The 22,172-nt window shown below is 69.9% G+C and carries 9 protein-coding genes; 3 read left to right on the plus strand and 6 right to left on the minus strand.

Translation table 11 applies throughout. The features are described 5' to 3' along the window. The first annotated feature begins 5 nt into the window (after positions 1-5). On the plus strand, positions 6-1,187 hold the full coding sequence (locus tag A5756_RS16805; RefSeq protein ID WP_066954556.1) for a DUF1501 domain-containing protein: 1,182 nt from the start codon (positions 6-8) through the stop codon (positions 1,185-1,187). Here A5756_RS16805 and A5756_RS16810 read toward each other — a convergent pair. From A5756_RS16810 to fgd, 3 genes are read right to left on the minus strand one after another with little or no spacing between them, the layout of a single operon-like run. Further along, the gene (locus A5756_RS16810) at positions 1,176-2,333 is read right to left on the minus strand and encodes an acetate kinase (protein WP_156659575.1); all 1,158 of its coding nucleotides are present in this window, start codon (positions 2,331-2,333) and stop codon (positions 1,176-1,178) included. The two genes, A5756_RS16805 and A5756_RS16810, sit on opposite strands and share 12 nt — an antisense overlap. Then, positions 2,326-4,422, minus strand: coding sequence for a phosphate acetyltransferase (gene pta / locus A5756_RS16815; protein WP_066954559.1), 2,097 nt, complete (start codon positions 4,420-4,422; stop codon positions 2,326-2,328). Before pta ends, A5756_RS16810 begins: the two co-directional genes overlap by 8 nt. Before the next feature lie 14 nt (positions 4,423-4,436). Then, a complete protein-coding gene (gene fgd, locus A5756_RS16820) occupies positions 4,437-5,450 on the minus strand; it encodes a glucose-6-phosphate dehydrogenase (coenzyme-F420) (protein ID WP_066954562.1) in 1,014 nt (337 codons plus the stop codon). Between the two features lie 45 nt (positions 5,451-5,495). On the opposite strand from fgd, the gene A5756_RS16825 reads away from it, so the two are divergent. Together A5756_RS16825 and A5756_RS16830 are read left to right on the plus strand one after the other, a co-directional pair. Continuing rightward, positions 5,496-6,248 carry an MBL fold metallo-hydrolase gene (locus tag A5756_RS16825; RefSeq protein WP_066954565.1) on the plus strand — a complete coding sequence of 251 codons (753 nt, stop codon included), beginning with the start codon at positions 5,496-5,498 and terminating at the stop codon, positions 6,246-6,248. A 22-nt stretch (positions 6,249-6,270) separates the two neighbouring features. Further along, positions 6,271-7,020: a 4'-phosphopantetheinyl transferase superfamily protein gene (locus tag A5756_RS16830; protein WP_156659577.1), complete on the plus strand. Its 750-nt coding sequence runs from the start codon at positions 6,271-6,273 to the stop codon at positions 7,018-7,020. Here A5756_RS16830 and A5756_RS16835 read toward each other — a convergent pair. From A5756_RS16835 to A5756_RS16845, 3 genes are read right to left on the minus strand one after another with little or no spacing between them, the layout of a single operon-like run. Next, positions 7,009-12,525 carry a biotin carboxylase N-terminal domain-containing protein gene (locus A5756_RS16835; RefSeq protein WP_066954571.1) on the minus strand — a complete coding sequence of 1,839 codons (5,517 nt, stop codon included), beginning with the start codon at positions 12,523-12,525 and terminating at the stop codon, positions 7,009-7,011. The two genes, A5756_RS16830 and A5756_RS16835, sit on opposite strands and share 12 nt — an antisense overlap. A gap of 12 nt (positions 12,526-12,537) precedes the next feature. Beyond that, entirely contained in the window at positions 12,538-20,271 is a 7,734-nt protein-coding gene (locus A5756_RS16840) for a type I polyketide synthase (RefSeq protein ID WP_066954574.1), read from the minus strand. After that, positions 20,268-21,929 carry an acyl-CoA dehydrogenase family protein gene (locus tag A5756_RS16845; RefSeq protein ID WP_066954577.1) on the minus strand — a complete coding sequence of 554 codons (1,662 nt, stop codon included), beginning with the start codon at positions 21,927-21,929 and terminating at the stop codon, positions 20,268-20,270. The genes A5756_RS16840 and A5756_RS16845 overlap by 4 nt, the downstream gene beginning before the upstream one ends. Positions 21,930-22,172: the final 243 nt, after the last annotated feature.

Consider the following 22,172-nt stretch of genomic DNA (forward strand, 5'->3'; position numbering starts at 1 on the left):
CGACGATGCCCGAGATGAACCGCCGCAGATTCCTGGCTGCCAGCGCCGGCGTCGGCGCGGCCGGCCTGTTGTCGACGGCGGTGGCCGTCAGTTGGCCCGACCTGATGCGCGCGGCCCAGGACCGGCCGCTGCCCGACGGCGCGGGCGTGCTGGTGCTGGTCACGCTCTACGGGGGCAACGACGGGATCAACACGTTGATCCCCTACGCGGACAACGCGTACCACGATGCCCGGCCGGAGCTGGCCTACGCCCCGGGTGACGTCCTGCACCTCGACGATGCGCTGGGACTCAACCCCGCGCTGAAGGGCCTGGCCCAGCTGTGGGACCGGCGGCAACTGGCGATCGTGCGGGGTGTGGGCTATCCGCGGCCCGACCACAGCCACTTCCGGTCCATGGACATCTGGCAGACGGCGTCACCGGCCGAGCCCGTGGCGACGGGCTGGATCGGCCGCTGGCTGGACGCTACCGGTGACGACCCGCTGCGCGCGGTCAACATCGGGCCCGTCCTGCCCCCGCTGGCTGTCGGTGAAAAGTTCACTGCTGCCGCGCTTTCCACCACCCCGGCGCCCGGCAGACAGGGGCTCGACGCGCTGCTGGGCGCGCTCGGAATCGACGACCCTGACGACACGCCTGCAATGGCCGCCGTGTGCAAGTCGTACCGCGCCACACGCACCACCAGCAAGACCTTCGCGTCCGTGAAAGCTGATGGACACCAGCGCAATTCGCTGTCCACGCAGCTGAGCATGGTGGCCGGGGCAGTGCGGGCCCGTGTGCCGACCCGGGTGTACACGGTGCAACTGGGCGGCTTCGACACCCACGCGGGCGAGCGCGACACGCAGCAGCGCCTGCTCGGGACGTTCGACGAGGCGGTCACCTCTTTCCTGCGGCAGGTGGCCGGCTCGAACGTCGTCGTGATGGCCTATTCGGAGTTCGGGCGCCGGGTGCGCGCCAACGCCTCGCAAGGCACGGATCACGGCACCGCCGGCCCCGTCTTCGTCGCGGGCGCTCCCGTGCGGGGCGGGTTCTACGGCGAAGAACCCAGCCTGACCGACCTCGACAACGGGGACCTGAAGTACCGCACCGACTTTCGCGACGTGTACCACGAGCTGCTCGCGCGAACTGTCGGGACCGATCCCACGCCATCCGTCGGCGCCGGACGCAAGAGCCTCGGCTTCCTAACCGCTTAGTGCGCCAACGCACTCGCGGGCGATGGCGAGTTCTTCGTTGGTGGGTATCACCAGCACGGCGATCGGCGACGCCTCGGCTGAGATCTGCCGGGGGCCCTTCCCGCCGCCGAGGTTGCGGCGCTCGTCGAGCACGATGCCCAACTCCTCCAGCCCGGCCAGCGCGTCGCGGCGCACCGCCGCGTCGTTTTCCCCGATGCCGGCGGTGAAGGTGATGGCATCGGTGTGTCCGAGCACCGCGAGGTAGGCGCCGATGTACTTGCGCAGCCGGTGAGTGAACACGCTGTAGGCCAATTGGGCTGCGCCGTCGCCCGATTCGATCATGGTGCGCAGCCGACGGAAGTCGCGCTCGCCGGACAGGCCCAGCATCCCCGACCGCTGGTTGAGCATGGATTCGACCTCGTCGACGCCCATCTTCGCCGTGTGGCAGAGATAACTGACGATGCTGGGGTCGATGTCACCGCTGCGGGTGCCCATCACCAGGCCCTCCAGCGGCGTCAGGCCCATCGACGTGTCGAGGGGCCGGGTGCCGGCGATCGCCGAGGCGGAGCAACCGTTACCCAGATGCAGCACAATCTGTTTCAGGCCGCGCAGGGGCCGGCCCAAGAAGGCGGCGGCCTGCTCGCTGACATACCGGTGCGACGTGCCGTGAAACCCATAGCGGCGGATCCGCCAGCGTTCGGCCAGGCCGCGGTCGATCGCATAGGTCGCGGCCGCGGGCGGCATGTCATGGAAGAACGCCGTGTCGAAGACCGCGATGTGCGGAACGTCCGGAAGCAGCTTGCGCGCCACCTCGATCCCTTTGACCGCGGGGGGATTGTGCAGCGGCGCCAGTTCCGACAGTTCGTCCAGCTTGGCGAGCACCGCGTCGTCCACCGGTGTGGGCTTATAGAACGTCTGGCCACCGTGCACGACCCGGTGGCCCACCGCCACCAAATCGCAATCGCGTAGGTCGACGCCCTGCTCGGATAGCGCGTCGAACGCTTGCCGCAGCGCCGCGTCGTGGTCGCGCACCGGGGACGACTCCTCCCCGATCCGTTCCACGTTGCCCGTCGCCCGGGCCTTGCCGGAGTCGGGTTCGACCAATTGGTACTTCAGCGAGGACGAGCCGGAGTTGATAACCAGCACAGTCCGGTCGGCGTTAACCACGGGCACCCTGCGCCTGAATCGCGGTGATGGCAACCGTGTTCACGATGTCTTCGACCAACGCACCCCGGGACAGGTCGTTCACCGGCTTGCGTAAGCCTTGCAGCACCGGCCCTATCGCGATCGCCCCCGCGCTGCGCTGCACCGCCTTGTAGGTGTTGTTGCCGGTGTTGAGGTCGGGAAAGATCAGCACGGTGGCGCGGCCGGCCACCGGCGAGTCGCGCAGCTTGGCGGCCGCGACCGATGGCTCGATCGCGGCGTCGTACTGGATCGGACCCTCGACGGGCAGGTCGGGAGCCCGGGAGCGCACCAATTCCGTTGCTGCCCTTACCTTGTCCACATCGGCTCCGGCACCGGAGTCGCCGGTGGAATAGGACAGCATGGCCACCCGCGGCTCGATGCCGAATTGCGCGGCGGTACGCGACGAAGAGATGGCGATGTCGGCCAGCTGTTCCGGCGTCGGGTTGGGGACGATCGCACAGTCACCGTAAGCCAGCACCCGGTCGGGCAGGCACATGAAGAAAACGCTGGAGACGGTGGAGACGTCGGGGATGGTCTTGATGATTTCGAAGGCCGGCCGGACGGTGTGCGCGGTGGTGTGGGCGGCGCCGGACACCATCCCGTCGACCATGCCGTTGTGCACCATCATGGTGCCGAAATACGTGGCGTCGCACATGATCTCGCGAGCGTGCTCGACCGTGATCCCCTTGGCCTTGCGCAACTCGGCGTACTGGTCGGCGAACTGATAGCGCAATTCGCTGGTGCGGGGATCGATCACCTTCGTGTCGCCGAGTTCCACGCCGAGTTCCGCTGAACGCAAACGGATTCCGGCTTCATCGCCCAAGATCGTCAGGTCGGCGATCTGGCGCTGCAGCAGGCGGCCGGCCGACTTGAGGATACGGTCGTCGTCGCCTTCGGGCAGCACGATCCGCTTGCGATCCGCGCGCGCCAGCAGGTGCAGCCGGTGGGTGAACATCTGCGGGGTGGTCACGGTCGGAATCGGAATGGCGAGCTGCGCCAACATATCCCCGATATCGACGTAGCGGTCCATCAGCTCCAGCGCCGTGTCGATCTTGCGCTGCGAGGTGGCCGTCACGCGGCCGCGGGCCGAGGCCGCGGCGCTGGCCGTATCGTAGGTGCCCAGCGTGGTGGTGATGATGGGCAGCCGGAGCCGCAGTCCGGCCACCAGCGCGCTGATCGACGGATGCAGCTCGAACCCGCCGTTGAGCACCATGCATGACAGCGACGGAAAGCCTTCGGCCGCATGGGCGCTGGCGACCGCCAGCACCACGTCCGAGCGGTCGCCGGGGGTGATGACAGCCACCCCGTCGGCCAGCCGTTCCAGCACGTGATCGGCGGTCATACCCGCGACCATCACGCCCAGCACTTCACGTCCCATCAGCGCGGTGTCACCACTGACCAGGGTTCCGTTCACCGCCTTCTGCAGGTCTGAGACCGCGGGAGCGGGCAGCAGCGGCTCGTTCGGCAGCACGTAACTCTGCGGGATGACCGCGTGCAGCGCCTCCGCGACGGCGCTCACCTGCGACGGCTCGCAGCGGTTGGCCACCACCGCCGCGGTGTGGGCGTGCTGGGCGGCCAACTCGTCCAGACACGCCTGCACGACATGCACGACGTCCTCGGCGGTGCGCCCCTTGGCCCGCACCACCAGCAGCACCGGTGCGCCGAGATTGACCGCGATGCGCGCGTTGACGGAAAGCTCGGCGGGGCTAGCGACGTCGGTGTAGTCGCTGCCGACGATCACCACCGCGTCGCACGCTTCGGCCATCGCGTGGTACCGGTCGACGATGTCGGTGAGCGCGGCGTCGCGGTCGGCGTGCAACTCCTGATAGGTCACGCCCACGCACCGCTCGTAGGGCAGGCCCGCGGTGCTGTGCGCCAGCAGCAGCTCGAGGATGTAGTCGCGGTCTTCACCGAACCGGGTGATCGGCCGGAACACCCCGACCCTGGCCACGGTCGCGGCGAGATGGTGCATGATTCCCAGCGCGATCGTCGACTTACCGGTGTCCCCCTCGGGCGCCGCGATGTAGATCGCGGAGGGTTGGGAATCCGGCCGCCGGGAGGCCTCGGGCACGCTGAATGCCCGCCCTATGAGGCCAGCCTGCGCAGCCTGGGCGCGAGGTCCTTCTCGAACAGCTCCAGGAAGCGACGCTGGTCGTGGCCGGGCGCGTGGAACACCAAGTGGTTCAGGCCCCATCCCACGTACTGGGCCACCTTCTCGACGGCCTCGTCGGGGTCCGACGCCACGATCCAGCGCTTGGCGACCTGCTCGATCGGCAGCGCGTCGGCCGCCTTCTCCATCTCGATCGGGTCGTCGATGCTGTGTTTCTGCTCGGCGGTCAACGACAGCGGCGCCCAGAACCGCGTGTTCTCCAGCGCCAGCTCGGGATCCGGGTCGTAGGAGATCTTGATCTCTATCATCTTGTCGACGTCGTCGACGTTGCGTTCCGCGGCGGCGGCGCCTTCCTTGACGGCGGGGATGAGCTTGTCCTTGTACAGCTCTTCGCCCTTGCCGGACGTGCAGATGAAGCCGTCGCCGGCGCGACCCGCGTATTTGGCCACCGCCGGGCCGCCGGCGGCGATGTAGATGGGCACGCCACCCTCCGGCACGTCGTAGATCGAGGCGCCCTTGAGGCGGTAGTACTCGCCGTCGAAGTCGACGCGGTCACCGCGCCACAACTCCCGCATCAACCGCACCGATTCGCGCAGCCGCGCGAAGCGCTCCTTGAACTCCGGCCAGTCGCCCTCGTAGCCGGTGGCGATCTCGTTCAACGCCTCTCCGGTGCCGACGCCCAGGAAGATCCGGTTCGGGTACAGGCAGGCCATGGTGGCGAACGCCTGCGCGATCACCGCGGGGTTGTATCGGAACGTCGGGGTGAGCACCGACGTGCCCAGCACGATCCGTTCGGTACGCTCCCCGACCGCCGTCATCCAGGCCAGCGAGAACGGCGCGTGCCCGCCCTCGTGCCGCCACGGCTGGAAATGGTCGCTGACGGTCGCGCTGTCCATGCCGTGGCCTTCGGCGGCGACGGCCAGTTCGACGAGCTCACGAGGTGCGAATTGTTCGGCGGACGCTTTGTATCCAAGTTTCAGTTCAGCCACGGGTCATTTCTACTCCTCGTGGCGATCGCTCCTAAACTCGCGGGCATGGGACCGGCGCCGACTCTCGTTCAAGTCACCGACACGGTGTACCTCGCTCAGGGCCACGCCGTGAACTGGACGGTGGTCGCCGACGACACCGGCGTGATGCTGATCGACGCCGGCTATCCCGGGGACCGCGACGACGTGCTCGCTTCGCTGCGGGAACTGGGCTACGACGCCGGCGACGTGCGCGCCATCCTGCTGACGCACGCACACATCGACCACCTGGGCTCGGCGATCTGGTTCGCCAACACCTACGGCACGAAGGTGTACTGCCACGCGGACGAAGTAGGGCACGCGAAGCGCGAGTACCTGGAGCAGGTCTCGATTTTCGACGTCGCACTTCGCATTTGGCGCCCCCGATGGGCGGTGTGGGGCCTGCACGTGGTGCGCAGCGGCGGCCTGATCCGAGACGGCATCCCGTCCACCCAGCCGCTGACCGCCGAGGTGGCCGCCGGTCTGCCGGGCCGCCCGATGGCAATTCCCACCCCGGGACACACCGGCGGGCACTGCTCGTATCTAGTCGACGGTGTGCTGGCCAGTGGCGACGCGCTGATCACCGGCCATCCGTTGCTGCGTCGCCGTGGGCCGCAGCTGCTGCCGGCGGTGTTCAGCCACAGCCAGGACGATTGCGTCCGCAGCCTGGCCGCGCTGGCCCTCCTGGAGACAGAGACGCTGGCGCCCGGCCACGGCGACTTGTGGCGCGGTCCGATCCGCGAAGCCACCGATCGGGCGACCGCGCTTGCCCGCGGGGGATGAGGTGGAAGTCCGCTGGCTCGCTATGGGCGAGGACGACCTGCCCGCCGGTGAACAATGGCTGACGCCGGCGGAGGCGGCCAGCCTGGCCGCGCTGCGGTTTACCAAGCGGCGCAGCGAATATCTGCTCCGGCGGCTGGTCGCCAAGCACGCCGTCGCCGCGGTGAGCGGCCGGCCCACCGACCCGGCGGCCCTCGCCGGCATCGAGATCCGCAACGCGCCCAGCGGCGCCCCATACGTGTGCGTCGAGGGAACCACGCTCGAGTTGGAGGTGTCGATCACCGACCGCGCGGGTTGGGCGGTCTGCGTGGCGCGCCCGGCGGCGGGCGAGGGCGCGGAGTCGCCGGTCGGCTGCGACCTGGAGCTGGTGGAGCCACGCACACCGGGCTTCGTTCTCGACTTCCTCACCGCGACCGAGCAGGAACTCGTTGCCTCGCGCGCCGCCGGCGAAGAGCGAGACATGGCGGCGAACCTGATCTGGTCTGCGAAAGAAAGCGCGCTCAAGGTGTTGCGCACCGGACTGCGCCGGGACACCCGCTCCCTGGAGGTGGCGCTGGCGGCCCCGCGCGGTGACGGCTGGGGCGAGCTGACGGTGCGCGCCGCGGAGGGGACGGTATTTCCGGGCTGGTGGCGGCGAGACGGTCGTTTCGTGCTCACGGTGGCCACTGAGGTGATCGCGGCGGCGGCCGAACCGCCTGCCGCCCTTGGCGATCCCGGCGTGCTGGCGGCGGCCCAACCGCGGCATTCTTGGCTCGACCGGCCGCTACAGGGTTGACATTCCCCGGTCTAGCGCGTCGACGAGGTAGGGCCGCAGCCCGCGGGCGGTGATGATGTGGTTGACCGAGCCGACCGCCAGCGCGCGCTCGACCGTGTGCACGCGATCGAACTCGTCGGCCACTTCGCTGAGCTTCTCGGCGTGGACCGCCGCCGTGAGCTCGGCGAGGTGGGCCCGCGCGCTCGCGGCATCGGAACCCATTGCGTCGCGGGCTGTTTCGGTGGCCTCGCGGACTCGCGGATCGGAATCGGTGCGCGCCTCGACGTCCCGGACGAAGACGGTCGCGGCCGCCGGTGCACCGCCGATCACGGAGGCGAATGAGCCCTCGACGGCGGCGATCTCCAGCCGGTCGTTGAGTTTCGTCGAAAAGACCACGAACGCGCCGCCGTGGTAGCGGGACACCACGACGAAGACGATCGGCCCGCGGAAATTCGTCACCGCGCGGCCGATTTCGGCCCCGTATTCCAGTTGCCAGCGCCGCATGGATTCCGGCGAGCCGTCGAAACCGGACAGGTTAGCCAGCACGACGACCGGGCGGTTGCCGCTGGCCGCGTTGATCGCGCGGGCGAGCTTGCGGGACGACTGGGGAAACAGCGTTCCCGACGACCACGAGGTGGGGCCGCCCGCGGGCACGAATCCGCGCCGGGGCACGGTGTGCGACTCGATTCCGAGCAGGCACACCGGGATTCCGCCGATGTGGGCGTCCCACACGATCGCGGTCTCCGCGCCGCGCCAATGACTCCAGCGTTCCAGCGGCGCGGAGTCGGCGTCGGCCGCGGCCCGCATCACCGAGCGCATGTCGAACGGTTTCTTCCGCTCGGGATTGTGTTCGGCGGAGAAGATTTCGCCAACCGTTGCCATGTCGCACCCGGAGTGCGGCGCGGATCGCACGTCACGGTCCACCGGGTCGGTGGTGGTGCGCCGGCGCGGCCACCGCTCGCCGGGCGGCACGTAGGTGTACTCGTAATGGCGCAGCAGGATGTCGCAGGCGTCGGCCAGCGTGGGAGCCCAATACTGGCCCTGTCCGTTGGGTCCCATGATGCGGTCGAAACCGCCGATACCGAAGTTGTCTTCGGCGGACACCCCGCCGGAAAAGTCCAGTGCCTGTTTACCGGTCAGCACCATCGCGCTGGCCGGCGTCATCACCAGGATGCCCCGCGTGTGCATCAGCATCGTCGACTCGCCGTTCCAGTACGGCTGCGCGCCCACGTTCACCCCGGTGACAACGATGTTCACCTCCCCGCCGGACTGGGTGAACTCGATGAGACGGCGCAGGACGGCGGCGATCCAGTCCATGTTCTCCGTGCCGCTGTCCATCGCGATCTTCGCCCCGGAAGACAGCGCGAACCACTCGACCGGCACCCGCATCCGCTCGGCCAGATCCAGCGCAGCGATGATGCGCCGGCATTCCGGCTCGGCCAGGTTGCCCAGTCCGCGGGTCGGATCGCCGAACAGCGCCACCCGGGTCATGCCCTCCGGGATTTTCTCGGTGTCGTTGCCGAGCAGGCCGACGACGATGTTGGCGCTGTTGTTCCCGTACGGCCGCGACACCGGTGCCAGGCTGCCCTGCTCGTCCAGGTCGTGCTCGACGAACCGCCCGGCGGGAAACCGGGATACGGCCCCGGGCGGAGGCGTGAGCATCCGCACGATCTCGTACGGATAGGGGGCACCAAAGCGATTGGCGCGCAATAGCTTCTGCTGATACGCCGTCAACGGGCGGACGGGCTGCTTGTCCGGCGGGCGTTCGCGTATCGTCATGCCCCCGTCTAAGCCCTCCAGGTCGAGCACGGCATCGCGACCGTCGGGGTAGCGCACACGCAGCACCACCTTCTCCAGCCCGGCGCCGACCGCCAGCGGTGCCAACGATCCGGCCAGTTCGTCCCACGCCGCGCGGGAAACCTCCCACGGGGGCCGCACGTAGAGCACCATCCGGTTGGTGGCCGGCCGGTTGCGCGCCTCGAACGTGGTCAGCGCTTCCTGCATCGCCGATAGAGCCAGCAGACCCATCAGCTCCAGGCGCGGGTATCGCACCGCGCCGCCCGCGGCCCGCACCGGCGTCAGGTCACGCACTTCTGCGAGCGCGAAAAGCCGGTGATCGGTGGGATTGTCGTGGGCCACCGCGTGGAACACGTACACGTCTTCGGCCGAGCGCAGCCGCCGCAGTTCGAAGTTCGCCAGCCGCCACAACTCGAGCCGCTTGGCCAACATCGGATGCAGATTGCGATAAAGCGCGTCCTCGACGAATTGACCGTCCCGCTGCCGGTAGGTCACGTGGTGGGTGCGGAAGCGCTCCGGCGCGGCCCCGTCGAGGGTTGTCACGGTCAGATCCAGGCGCCACAACAGGCGCCCGAAATGGCATCCGGCGAGCAGCTTTTCGGCTTCCGCGATGACGGTGTCGATATCCGCCGCCTCGCCGTGCCGCCACAGCTCCAAATCCACCACGACCTGCCGATCGGGGTCGGCGGTCCGCAACTGCCCGGCGATCGCCGCGGATAGCTCGGGCAGTTCTGCCCAGGGCGCGTACGCCGTGACCAGGTGAACGTGCTTGCTCTCGAAGTTGTAGTCCGCACTGCCCAACATCCATCCGTCATGTTCACCGACGGCCACGTTGCGCAGTCGCCGGATCCGGTAGAACCGGCGGATGTACACCTCCGCCAATACCCGGTGCAGCCCCGGGTCGCGGCTGGAACGCCATCGCCGCAGCAGCTCGGCACGCAGCGGCTGCGGGCATGCGACGAGGCGGTCGATCCGGCGGGACCGGCCGGCGCCGTCGGGTTCGTCCCGCAGCGCATCGAGATCGCGCTGCACACGGGAGTACTCGTGGGTGACGGTCGCCGCCAGCAGCGGCTCGTCGAAGTAGTGGAACCGCACATCGCGAGCCAGGTCCGCGACGTTGCGCTGGCGACCCTGCATGGCCGCCAGCCGGTCAAGCCGGGATCGCATCTCGGGGTCGGCCACCTTCGCCAGCTCGGCACGGTGGCGGAGTCGGCGCTCGAGGATGGCGGTCACCGCCCCGGCCAGCTCGCCGACCCGGCGAAATGAGCGGAACATCCAGACAACGGCTTCCTCGAGCTCGGGCGTGCGTTCCAGCCCACGCACCCCGTACCGCGATAGCGCGTGCTCCAGCCGGCGCCGATACGAGTCCGGCAGCCCGGCCCGGTCCGCGTCCAGCCACTGCAGGAACGACAGCAGGTACTCCCGAGTACTGCCGTCGACGAGCGCCTCCTCGGGCTCGACCTCGCCGCGCGGCCGGTACAGCGACCCGACGTCGATGAACAGGTCCAGCAAGCTGTCCTCGCAACGCAACAGGTCGGTGTCGGTGGGCGTCGCGATCTCGCCCAGCCGGCGCTGCCGGCTCAGCATGGCCTGAACCGAGGTGGGATCCAGGTCGTAGCCGAGCAGGTAGGAGCGCAGCGCGCCGTACACGCGCTCGCACGCCGGCGTTCCGGGTGGCTCCGCGACGCGCAGGCCGGTGAAGTCGACAGCGGCCGCGCCGACGCGCTGACGGGCGTCGGACGTCGCGATGCGGACCACCGGCGCTCCCGCTTCCACCTGCACGTTCGCGCCGGCTTCGACCGAGGCGACGGTGCCGGCGAACGGCGCTGTGAGAGTGGTTTCCATCTTCATGCTCTCCAGCACGGCGAGCCGGTCGCCCTCGACGACCTGGTCACCGGGCTCGACGAGGACCGAGACCACGAACGCGGGCCCGGGGCTGCGCACCAGGCCCCCGTCGTCGCGCGACACGGTGTGCGCGACGCCGTCGATCTCGACGCGCAGGGTGGCACCTTCCACCACCGACAGCACCCGGTGCGCCACGCCGCCGACCACCACCCGCCGCTCGTAGCCGTCGCGGTCGGAGACCGTGACGTCCGCGGTGCCGGCGCCGGTGACGCGGTAGGTACGGGCACCGGTGCGGTAAACGTCCACGATGTATCGCTGGCCCCGGTAACGCAGGCGGCATCGGTGTCCCACCTCTGCCGAGGTTTCGGCACCGCCGCGGGCGGCGCGGGCGTGGAACGCGGCCCGCTCGGTGACCTCGTCATGGTCGTACGACTCGACGGCGGCGACCAGCAGGGCGACCGGGTCCGGGGCGGGCAGGTGCGCCGCCTCCGCGGTCAGCCGGTCCAGCCAGTGATTGTCGAAACGCCCGTCGCGCACCTCCGGTCGATTCAGCAGGCTCAGCAGGAACGAGCGGTTGGTGGTGCCGCCTTCCACCACGATCGTGGTGTCCAGCAGTGCGCGACGCAGCCGGGCGAGGGCCTCGGTGCGGTCACTTCCCCAGGCGACGACCTTGGCGATCATCGAGTCGAAATCGGGCGGGATCCGGTCACCTTCGCGCACGCCCGCGTCGACGCGGATGCCGTTGCCGGTCGGCAGGCGCAGGCAGGTCAACCGGCCCGGCGCGGGGGTGAACGCCTCCTCGGGATCCTCGGCGCATACCCGGGCCTCGATCGCATGCCCCGACACCTGCGGCGGCGAGCCGACCAGCCGCCCGCCCCGAGCCACGTGGAGCTGCAGCTTCACCAGGTCCAGCCCGGTGGTCACCTCGGTCACCGGGTGCTCGACCTGCAGCCGGGTGTTGACCTCCATGAACAGGAAGTCCCCGGTGCCCGGGTCGACCAGGAACTCGACCGTGCCGGCGTTGCGGTAGCCCGCCGCGGCGGCCAGGCGCACCGCCGCTTCGCGGATTGCCCGTTCCCCGGCGGCGTCGAGCACCGTTGACGCCGACTCCTCCAGCACCTTCTGCCTGCGGCGCTGCAAGGTGCAGTCGCGGACCCCTGCCGCCCACACGGTGCCGTAGTGGTCGGCGATCACCTGTACTTCGACGTGACGGGCGGCCGGCACGAGCTTCTCCAAAAACACCGTCGGGTCACCGAACGCCAGCTGCGCCTCGGCCCGCGCCGAGGGCAGTGCCGCGGAGAGTTCGGCGGGGCTGTAAACCGTTCGGATCCCGCGGCCGCCTCCGCCGGCGGCCGCCTTGACCAGAAGCGGATAGCCGAGCGTGGTCGCGAGTGCGCTGGCGTGGGCCACGTCGTCGACCGGCCCGCCGCTCCAGCACACCACCGGGACGTCCACCTGCTCGGCGAGCCGTTTGGCGGCCACCTTGTCCCCGAGCCGCCGGATGGTGGCGCTGCCCGGCCCGACGAAGACGATGCCGGCCTCCTCGCACGCCTGCGCGAAAGACGCGTGCTCGGCGAGGAATCCCCACCCGACCCACACGGCGTCGGCCGCACTCTCGCGCAGCGCCGCCATCACCGCCGGCTGGTCGAGGTAGCGCGACCGGCGGGTGCCGTCGGCCGGGTCGGCGAAGGTCGCGGTTCCCAGCAGCACGGCCTCGTCGGCCTGGCGCACATACCAGGCGTCGGCGTCGGCGTCCGTATAGAACACGATGGTCCGGATGGGCGGTTGGTCCCCGGCCTGATTGAGTTCGGCCACCGCGGTCAGCGCGCGAACCGCGGGTTCACCGCGGTTGACGATCGCCAGCCGGCGAATCTCGTTGTCCATAGCGAACTTCCCTCAGCCGCGCATGACAGCGCGGATCGGGGCGACGACGTCCGCGGGCGGTGGCTGCGGCAACGGCACGGTGCGGTATCCGTCGAGCCGCAGCACCGGCCTGCCTTCGTCGTCGCGGACGGTGCAGACGAAACCGCCGCGCCCGTCCGGCCGCGCGGTCGCTACGAGCCCGGCCCCTTCGGTCGGGGTCCCGTTCAGGTGCAGCGCATCGACATGCAGCGGCAGGGCCAGGACACCCTCGGTGCCGGCCTCGAACAGCCCCACGGTCTGGAAGCACAGCTCGACGAGTCGCGGCCCGATCAGCACCGGCTCGCCGGTTTGCGGTGGCAGCTCGGCGACGAATCGGGCGGCCGCGCCGTCGTCGCACCTCCACGCCGAACCGACCACCCGATAGGCCGGGCCGTGGAAGTAGAGCCGGTAGACCTGCTCCGGGCTCAGGGCGGGCACTTCGCCGCCGCCAGCAGCGCCGCCGTCGGCGAGGGTCGCCGGCTCGGCCGTCAGCCGCACCGAGCCGGTGAAGTGCACGGTGCGCTGCGGCTGGTCGCTGCCGGGCAGTGTGCGTTCGGCCGACAGCCGGCATTCGGCGACGAGGTCGTCCCCGTCGGGGCGTACCAGGGCCGTCACCGTCAGGGTGCGCGGCTCGTCCCGATAGAACTTGAGCGGGGCCCGGAAGTCGACGTTCTCGATGGCGGCGACGTGCAGGTCGGGCGCCAGCAGCCGCGCGGCTTCGGCGAAGGTCTCCATGCCCATCACGCCGGGCAGCACCGGTGTGCCCTCGATGCGGTGGTGATCCAGGAACGGCCGGGTGGCCGGGTCGAGGGTGGTGTGCAGCACCAGCCCGTCGTGCACACTGGCGCGGACGACCTCGCCGATCATCGGACCGTCCGGCGTCAGCGAGGCCGGGTTGACGCCGCCGGTGTCGTGCGGTTCGGCGGTGAGCCCACCGAGCGCCCCGGCGACGACGACCTCGCCGTCGGTCAGGCCGGCGCCCAGTTCGCGCCTGATCCACGCCACCCCCGCCTCGGGCGGCAGCATCTCGACCCCGGCGGCCGCCATGATCTTCGGGATCGGTCCGCGGGTGGCCATGCCGATGCCGCCCCAGGCGGTCCAGTCGATCGCCAGCGTCCTTACCTCCGGACGGGTGCGGCGCAAATTGCTCAGGATCTTGCACTGCAGGTCGTTGGCGGCGCTGTAGTCGGTCTGGCCCATGTTGCCGAACCGGCCGGCGACCGAGCTGAACGCCACGACGGCGCCCAGCGGAAGGTCGGCATGCAGCACGTTGAACAACCCGTCACCCTTGACCCCGAGCACCAGGTCGAACTCGGCGGGCTCCTTGTCGGGGAGCCCGTGGCTGACCTCGACCCCGGCGGCGTGCAGCAGGACGTCGACGCGGCCGCTGGCCTCCCGCACCTGCGCCATCACTTCGTCCACCGCGGCCGCGTCGGTGAGGTCGACGCTGTGGTAGCGCGCCGAACCACCGGCGGCCTCGACGGCACGAATTGCGGCCAGCGCGGCCTGCAGGCGCTCCAGGCGGGCCAGTTCCCGCTCGATCAGGACCGGTGTCGGGCGCTCGCCCCGCGCGCGCATCCGATCCGCCAGTTCGACCTTTAACCCGTCGCGGTCTTCGGTGTACCGGCGCAGGTCGGGGTCGGCCGGGTCGGGTTCCGGAGTGAGGTCCAGCAGGTGGAAGGTGCCCCGCCAGGCCGCGGCGAGATCGGCGGTGATCGCCGACACGATGCTGCCGGCGGCCCCGGTGACGAGGAACACCGGGTCGGGGCCGAGAGGCTCGCTCGCCTCGGCGGAGAACGGTCGCTCCGCGAGCCCGACGCCCCAGCGGCGGCCATCGGCGTGACCGACCTCGACGCAACCGGGGTCGCGCAGGGTCTCATCGATCAGCGCGTCGGCCAGCGCCGCGGTCTTGCGGTTGACCGGGAAGTCGACGGCCTTCACCAGCGCCTCGGGGCGCTCGCGCCGGTACGCCTTGGCGAACCCGGTGACCGCGCCACCCAGGGGGCAGGTCGCCCCGGTCGCGTCGTAGCCGTGGTATCCGCCCAGCCGGGTGGCCACGACCAGGAACGGGCTGCGCTCGTACAGGTGCCGCATGGTGGTGTAGAGGTTGCGCACCCGGCGCCGCAACGCTTCTCGCCAGCCGGCGAGGTCCAAGCGCTCCAGCGGGCCCTCGTCGTCGAGGGCCGCCAGCCAGTAGACGCCGTCGACCTCGTCGCTCAGGACGGCGCTGACGTCGTCGTCGGGCCGCAGCGCGACCACGTCGACGCCGAGCCGGGTCAGCCGCGCCGTCAACGCATCCGCGACGCCGCCTTCGTCGCCCATGACGGCGACGCGCGTGCCCTTGCCGAGCGTGACTCCGGTGGGCACGCAGGCCGCGAGCTCTGGTCGCAGCGCGGGTACGGGCACCCGTCGGGTGATCCGGTCGGTGGCGGCAATGTCGCCCTCGATGGTCGGCGGCACCGCGACGGCGCTTTGCGCCGCCTGCGCTGCCTCAGTGGGCGCTTTTGGGTGGGCCTGCGCCTCCGCCTTGTCGCGGATCCAGGCGATCACATGGTTCAGCGTCGGAAAATCACGAAGCTTGAGGTTCTCATCACGAGCCACCCCGTAGTGCTCCCGAATCGCAGCGAAAATCTCGGCCTGCTTGACCGTGTCCACCCCAAGATCGGCCTCCAAATCCAAGTCCAGATCCAACAATTCACGCGGATAGCCGGTCAACTCGGCCACCGTGCCCACCACCACATCGATGACCTCGTCCCCAGCCGGCACCGCCGGGGCGGCCGCCGCCGGGACCGGCGCGGGCGCAGGCACCTCGGCGGCAGGCCCCGCCACACCGGCCTTGTCGCGGATCCAGGCGATCACATGGTTCAGCGTCGGAAAATCACGAAGCTTGAGGTTCTCATCACGAGCCACCCCGTAGTGCTCCCGAATCGCAGCGAAAATCTCGGCCTGCTTGACCGTGTCCACCCCAAGATCGGCCTCCAAATCCAAGTCCAGATCCAACAATTCACGCGGATAGCCGGTCAACTCGGCCACCGTGCCCACCACCACATCGATGACCTCGTCCGCGGCCGCCACTGCCGCCGGTTCCGGCGCCGACAGCACCGCCGGTTCCTGCGCCGGGGCGGGCACCGCGGCGGCCACCGGGGCCCGCGGAGCGGGCACCGGCGCTCCGGTGTCCACGATCCGCAGCCGGTGCTGCACGATCTCCAGGTCGGCATCGGGCCTGCCCGACACCTGCGCGAGCCAGCGCCGCCAGGCGGTGCGGTCGATGATCCGGTACTCGTAACCGAGTTCGTCCGGGGGCCGGTGACGGCCGTCGGGAACCGGGGTCCAGCGCAGTAGCGTCATCGCGATCTGTGAACCGAACCCGGCGCCCAACCGGAGCGCGTATTGCACCGGATAGCTTCCGCCCACCGACAGGTTCAGCCGGCCCAGCTCCGGGTCGGGTTCCTTGAAGTTCGGGACGGGGGGAACCAGCCCGGTCTCCAGCGACTTGATCGCCACGATGTCCTCGATGCCGGCGCCCATCGCGTGCCCGGTGAAGCCCTTGGTGTTGGTGATGACCACGGCGTCTGCGTCAGACCCGAAAACCCTTCGCAGGGCATTGATTTCGGCCGCGGCGCTGCCCCCGCGGGCCGGCGTGTATGTCTCGTGTGAGACGAACACGGTGTTCGGCGCGATGGCGTGGCGGTCCACGCCGCGAGCTTCGGCCTGGGCAACCAGGTGTTCCATGACGCCGCCGATGTGCTCGACGTCGAGCCTGGTGCCATGGAAGGCGCTGTTGGCGGTGACGGTGCCGAGGACCTCGCAGATGGGTTGCAGCCCGCGTTCGGCGGCGGACTCGGCGGACTCCACCACGAAGGCGGCCGCGCCCATGCCGAGAATCATGCCGTGCCGCCGCCGGTCGAACGGAGTGGCGGCCTCCTCGACGATGTCGTCGGTGGCGGCGGCGCCGGACGCCAGGAAGCCGGACCCCAGCCAGGGCAGCAGGGCGTCGGAGCTGGCGTCGTCGGCGGAGACGACGATCACCCGGCGGCAGCGGCCGACCCGGATCCAGTCCTCGGCGAGCGAGGTCGCCTGCGTGGTGCTCGCGCATGCGGCATTGACCTGCGTGTTGGGCCCGCGCGCGCCGATGATCTCGGCGAATTGTGAATGGCCCATCGCCAGGCAGCGGAAGATGAACCGGCGGTCGAACCGGTACGGGTTGGACTCGCACGCGTGACGCAGCTCGTGGATGCGCCGGTCGACCTCCGTCACGGCCGGTTCGTCGCCGCTCATCCGGGCGCGCACCGCCTCCAGTGCGAGGAGATGCTCCCGGTTGCTCCGGTCGACGTAGTAGTGCTCGAGGTCGCGGGCGAAGTTGTCGTAACCCGGGAACGCGGAGGCGAAGATGACGCCGGTGTCGTCGCGCATCGAGTCGGGCAGCCCCCACCGGTCGGGCAGCTGGGTGCCCAGCGTCGTGGTCTTGTAGTGCATGACCAGCGGGATTCCGGCGTCGCGCAGCGCGTCGAAGCCCGCCCCGATCGCCAGCTTGGTGGTCGAGTCCAGCGCGGCATCGCGGGCGGTGTCGACCGCGAACTCGGCGACCACGTCCAGCGGTGCGCTGCGCCCGGCCAGTTTGATGACGTCGGCCTCGTTGTCGATCGTCTCGAACGTGGGGTCGCCCGATTCCCGCTTGACCAGGCGGGTGATGTGCCGGTCGAGCATCGACCGGCGGAGCCGGTGCGGGATGGTGTCGATGAACTGTTGACCGTCGAGGATCCGGGCGACGTTTTCGTCGTCGAAAACGCGCTCGACACCGGGCAGCCCAAGCGCCGCACCGGTGATCACCACCGGTGCTTCGCTGATCATCGCGGATCTCCCATCCGGCATTGCGGCTTGCGGGGCGCTCGCCACGGCGGCGGTGGCCGTACCCGCCGCGGCAGGCGAGCCGAATCCCAGCCCGGCGGCATACAGCCCGCACAGCGCCCGGTTGAACGAGGCGACATCGCCGGTTTTCGGGTGATTGGTGAAGAGCGCCAACACATCGTCACCGAGCACGTCTTCGACGAAGCCGTGCAGCGCCTTCTTCGGGCCAACCTCGACGAAGACGCGGGCGCCCGCGTCGTACAACGTGCGCAGTCCGTCGACGAACCGCACCGGCGAGGCCACCTGACGGGAGAGCAGGTCCAGCACGGTGTCGAGGTCGGCGTCCGCCGGATAGAAGTCACCGGTCACGTTGGACACCACCGGCAGCCGGGGCGCGCTCATGCCGAGCCGGCGCAGGGCGGTCTTCAGTGGTTCGCTGACCGGCGCGACGATCGCGGTGTGGAACGCGTGGCTGACCGGGAGGCGGGAGGCGCTCATGCCGGCGGCCTGCAGTGCGGCGACGGCACGCTCGACGGCGTCGGTGGCGCCGCCGATGACAGCCTGATTGGTGCTGTTGATGTTGGCGACGACGACGTAGCCGTCGGTGGCCCCGACGATCCGCTCGATCTCGGACAGCGGACCGGTCACGGCCGCCATCGCACCGTTGTCGGGACCGGGCAGGTCGGCCATCGCCCGGCCGCGGACGCTGGCGGCTTCCAGGGCGGCGTCCAGCGACAGCGCGTCGGCGGCCATCAAGGCGCCGTATTCGCCCAGGCTGTGGCCGATCACCATGTCCGGCCGCACGCCGTAGGCATCGAGCAGCCGGGCCAGGGCGAGATCCGTGGCCAGGACGGCCGGCTGGGTGATCTCGGTTTGCATGAGTTGCTGCGAGAGCCGTTGCGCAACAGCCTCATCGGTGCTGTCGGTGAAGATGTAGTCGGTGAGCGGCTTGTCCAGCAGATGTCTGGTGACGCGGTCGGCTTCGTCGAACATCGCTTGGACGATCGGCTCCCGGGCGCGCAGGTCGGAAAGCATGTTGACGTATTGCGAGCCCTGACCGGTATAGAGGAACGCGACCTTGCCCGGTGCGCCGCGGCCGACGAAGACGCCCTGCACCCGCAGCATCCGCCACACGGCCGGGTCACCGTGCCGCAGCGCGCCGGCTGCCTTCGTCGCCTTGGTGGCGAGGTCGGCCGCGTCGGCATAGTCGATGGCAACCCGAACGGGCGCGCTCGCCAGGGTGGGGTCCGGTGGGGCCACCGCGGGGGCCTGGCCGGCCGACGCCCGTGCGGCAAGCCGGTCCAGCTGTGCGGCGACGTCGGAGTCATCCGCGCCGCCGACCACCGCCGCGCCCCGCAGCGGGGCCTTCGCCGCGACGGGTGCGTCCGTCGCCGGCGCGGAGCGCTGCTCGATGGTCGCGCCCGGGTAGGAGCGGGCCTCCCCCGGCGGGCGATGCCGACCGGGCACATACTCCTCGAGCACGGCATGGAAATTGGTGCCGCCGAACCCGAAAGAGCTGACCCCGGCGCACCGCACCCCGTTGTCCGGTGCCGGCCATTCGCTCAGTTCGGTGTTGACCCGGAACGGGATGTCATTCCAGTCCACGTTGGGGTTCGGCTGCTCGAAATGCAGGCTGGGCACCAGCACCTTGTCGTGCAGGCTGAGCACCGTCTTGAACAGGCCGGCGGCACCGGCCGCGCCCTTGAGGTGGCCGATGTTGGACTTGACCGAGCCCAGCGCGATCGAACCGGGCTGCGCGCCGGCCTTACCGAAAACGTCTGCGAGGCTGGCCAGTTCGGTGGCGTCACCCACCCGGGTGGACGTCCCGTGTGCCTCGACGCAGGTTGCCGCCGCCGGATCGAGGCCGGACACCGCCCAGGCGCGCTCCACCGCGAGCCGCTGGCCCACCGGATTGGGCGCGGTGATGCCCTTGCCACGACCGTCACTGGAGCCGGCGATGCCGAGCAGCACCGCGTAGATCCGGTCGCCGTCGCGTTCCGCGTCGGACAACCGCTTGAGGACGAACAGCGCTGCGCCCTCACCCATTACGAAGCCGTCGGCGCCCGCGTCGAATGGGCGGGTGCCGGTCGCCGACAGCGCACCGATCTTGCAGAACTTCACGAACCCCGCCGGGTCCATGTTGCGGTCGAGGCCGCCGGTCACGGCGGCATCGAAGTCGCCGGCCTGCAATCCCCGCACGGCGGCCGACATGGCGGCCAGTCCCGAGGCGCAAGCCGCGTCGGTGGTGAAGTTGGGGCCGCGGAAGTTGAACAGGTTCGCCACCCGGCCCGCTGCCACGTTCGCGAGCTCGCCGGGCATGGTGTCCTCGGTGATTTCGGAGATTCCACCCAGGAACGAGGCCCGGGTCTCGGCGAGCACGGCGTCGCGCACCGGTTCCGGCAGCGCCGCGAATGACGGTGCGGTGCATAACTTTTGAATCATCGCCGGAAACTGGATCCGCAGGTTGGTCCGGTGCTGCTTGTCGCCGCCGATGGCGCTGCCGATGATGACCGCCACTCGTTCGGGGTCCACCGTCCAGTCGGGCCACCCGGCTTCGAGCAGGGCGGAACGGGCGGCCGCCACCACCCACTTCTGACCGTCGTCCATCTGCGCGCTGACCGCCGGTGGGATGGGTAGCCGCCACGCCAGCGGCTCCCACGTGAAGTCGCGGACCCACCCACCGATTCGGGAGTAGGTCTTGTCGGGCGCGTGGGGGTCGGGGTCGTAGTAAAGCTCCGGATCCCAGCGCTCGGGCGGCACGTCGCTGATGCTGTAGCGGCCGGCCTTGATGTTGGCCCAGAAGGTGGCGGCGTCGGGCGCGTCGGGCATGATCGCGCTGACGCCGACCACTGCGATCGGCTCCTGTTGCGTGGTCGTCATGATGATCCGGCCTCTCTTCGATACAGCGCGTCCCCCACCCGGTCCATGTCATCCAGCAGGCCGGCCTGGGCGGCCCGCACCCGGTCGAGCGGCAGCGCGACGGCGAGGTCGGACCCGGTCCCGGCGCCGGTCACCCACCGTGAGCCCTCCTCGGCGACCTTCAGCGCCGCGTCGCGCGCGAAAACCCGGCTGATGGCGGCCAGCGCGGCCGCGTCGAAGCGGGTGTCCGATTTCTCCGGCAACGCACCGGTTGCCGCCGCGGCGGCGCGGCGGGCCAGTGCGCCCGCGCACTCGGCGTAGCTGATCAGTTCGCCCAGCCGCAACAACACGTGCTGGCTGCGCGTTAGCCGGCCGACGCGGCACGATTCCAGCACGGCGGCAAGGCATTCCAGCGCCAGCGCCGCCGTGGGCCCGCCACATTCACCGGGGACATCGTCAAGTGCGCGAGCCGCGTCGCGGTAATAGGCGCCGGACGTCTTGAGGTGCTGCTGCCAGCGGCCGCGCGCGATCGTCATCTCCATGATCTCCGAGGTGCCCTCGTAGATCGTGGTGATCCGGACGTCGCGCTTGATCTTCTCCACCAGGTACGGACGGGTGTAGCCGTATCCGCCGTGTGCCTGGATCGCGGCCTCGGCGGCCGCGTTACCGGCCTCGGTGGCCAGGTATTTGGCGATCGCGCCCTCGGTGTTGAGCGCGCCGCCGGCGCCCTCGCCGCTGTCGATCCGGGTCGCGGTTTCCTCGATGAACGCGCGTGCCGCCTCCAGCCGCACCGCATGCGGCACGATCAGCTTGTGGGTAAAGCCTTGCTTGTTCGAGAGCGGCGCGCCGCCCTGCACCCGCTCGGTGGAGTAGGTGATCGCCCGGTCCAGGGCCGACCAGCCGCCACCGAGCCCGAATGCGGCGACCATCACCCGCGTGTAGCCGAAAACCTGTTGGGCCTGGGCAAGTCCGTGGCCCTCCTCCCGGCCCACCAAGTGCTCCGCCGGGACCAGCACGTCATCGAGGAATAGCGCTGCGGTGTCGGACAACCGGATGCCGTGCTTGTCCTCCGGGGGCGCCGACGAGAAGCCGGGGGTGCCCTTCTCCACGACGAACCAGGACGGTCCGCCCGGCGCCAGGGCCAGGACGGAGTAGGCATCCGCGATGGAGCCGTTGCTGATCCACTGTTTGCGCCCGTTGAGCCGGTAGCCGGTCACCTGACCGTCGGTTTCCACCGGTGTGGCGGTGGTGTTCATCGCGGCCAGGTCGCTTCCCGCCTCGGGTTCCGTTGCGGCGTAAGCGAATAGAATGCCCCGTTCGGCGATGCGCCCCAGCCACTCCTTGCGCTGCTGCGCGGTCGCGCCGACGACGATCGGGTCGCTGCCGAGGAACGTGGCCAGCACGGCGGTGGCTACGCCGATGTCGAACCGGGCGAGTCGTTCGCAGACACGGTAGGAGTCGAACGCCCCGCCGCCGAATCCGCCGTACTCCTCCGGGATGAAGACCAGCTGCACGCCGAGGTCTTCACCGCACATCGCGCGAACGGTTTCCTCCGGGCAGACGTCGTCGTGGTCGAGGTCCAACCGGCGAGCGTCCGGCAGGGCCTCGGCGAGAAAATCATCGAGTGAGGCCAGCATCATTTCGAGGCTGTCGCGGTCCAGGCCGACGTCGGTGGTCATCGCTTTGCCCCCGGCCCCCAACTGGCCATGACGATCAAGCGCCACGTGCCAAACGCGGCGGACGACATGGACTTTTCCATTGAAAATGTCCTCCCTGGCAGGCAGTGACTCCCCTCCCACCGCTGCTTCTAGTCATTCTTTGACCCTCCGGGTATCGCGGACGAGAGCCGAAAGTCCTATTGCCGCAGGAGACAAGTCCTCGCTGGCCTGCATGAATTCGTTCTCGGCGGCATCGGTCAAGGT

The sequence above is a fragment of the Mycobacterium sp. 852002-53434_SCH5985345 genome, assembly GCF_001667155.1.
Taxonomy (GTDB): Bacteria; Actinomycetota; Actinomycetes; order Mycobacteriales; family Mycobacteriaceae; genus Mycobacterium.